The 1,113-nt window shown below is 44.9% G+C and carries 1 pseudogene; it reads right to left on the bottom strand.

The annotated features are described in order from the left end of the window. Nucleotides 1-1,113 (bottom strand): annotated as a pseudogene (locus MOZ60_RS11525) (hypothetical protein); the annotation flags it as partial.

The following is a 1,113-nucleotide window of genomic DNA, read 5'->3' as shown; positions in this document are numbered from 1 at the left end:
AAGCCATTCTGACTCAATGTACCATCTACCGGATCTGAGTGACACAGTTTGCCATTGCTGTCGCGATAATAACCAAACTGCATCTCTCCATTCTGGTTATAGTAAACTGTCTTATAACCGATATTGGTGACACCGGTCGCATAGCTGCCATCTGCTTTTACATAATACCAATGACCATTGTTGTAATACTCGAAGCCATTCTGACTCAATGTACCATCTACCAAATCAGAATGACGCAGCTTACCCTCACTGTCTGTGAACGTGCCAAACTGCATCTCTCCATTCTGGTTATAGTAAACTGTCTTATAACCGATATTGGTGACACCGGTCGCCAGCGTTCCATCTGCCTTTACATAATACCAGTGACCATTTACGTACTTCTCACCTTGTTTCTGCACAAGTGTGCCGTCTACGGCATCTGACAGATACAGTTTCCCATCATCACCTCTGAAGACACCAAACTGCATCTCACCATTCTTGTTATAGTAAACTGTCTTATACCCGATATTCGTAATGCCAGTCGCATTAGTGCCATCACTCTTAACAAAGTACCAGTGTCCATTCTGATACTTTTCACCTGCTTTGACAGTGACCGTCATTACCTTGGCCATCATCTTATTGACTTGTACCGGAGCTTCTGTAGCCTGTACTTCTGCAGATTCCGTGCTGGCAGCTTCATCAGAAGAAGGTGTTTCACTCGCTTCAGGTTCAGCCGTTTCTGAAGCAGGAGAAGCCGTGCTTTCAGCAGAATCCTGCTTTTCTTCTTTCTCTGCCGGCTTTGTTGAAACTGACAGGACCTCTGATACATCTGTTACATTGCCCGCATCATCTGTTGTTCTTCCCTGAATGTAATAAACGGTATTTTCGTTAAGATGATCAAATGTATATTCACCATCTTCTTTTGTCTGATCTGTCCAGTCTGTCCCCAGAAGATCTTCTTCAGTGGATATACTGTACTGCCAGCCCGCTTTTGTCTGAATCGTCAGTGAATGGGAACCCGTTCTATCACTGACTGCTTCCGGAGCCTTCAGCTTTTCAGCAGGTGCTGCTGTCTCACTCTGACTTGTACTTTCCGGTGATACTGTTGGCTGCGCTTCTTCTGCTTTGACACTG

Origin of the sequence: Grylomicrobium aquisgranense (genome assembly GCF_033971865.1) — a bacterium.
GTDB lineage: Bacteria > Bacillota_I > Bacilli_A > Erysipelotrichales > Erysipelotrichaceae > Bulleidia > Bulleidia massiliensis.
The sequence above is the reverse complement of the archived record's forward strand: the minus strand, read 5'-3'. Positions and strand labels throughout refer to the sequence as shown.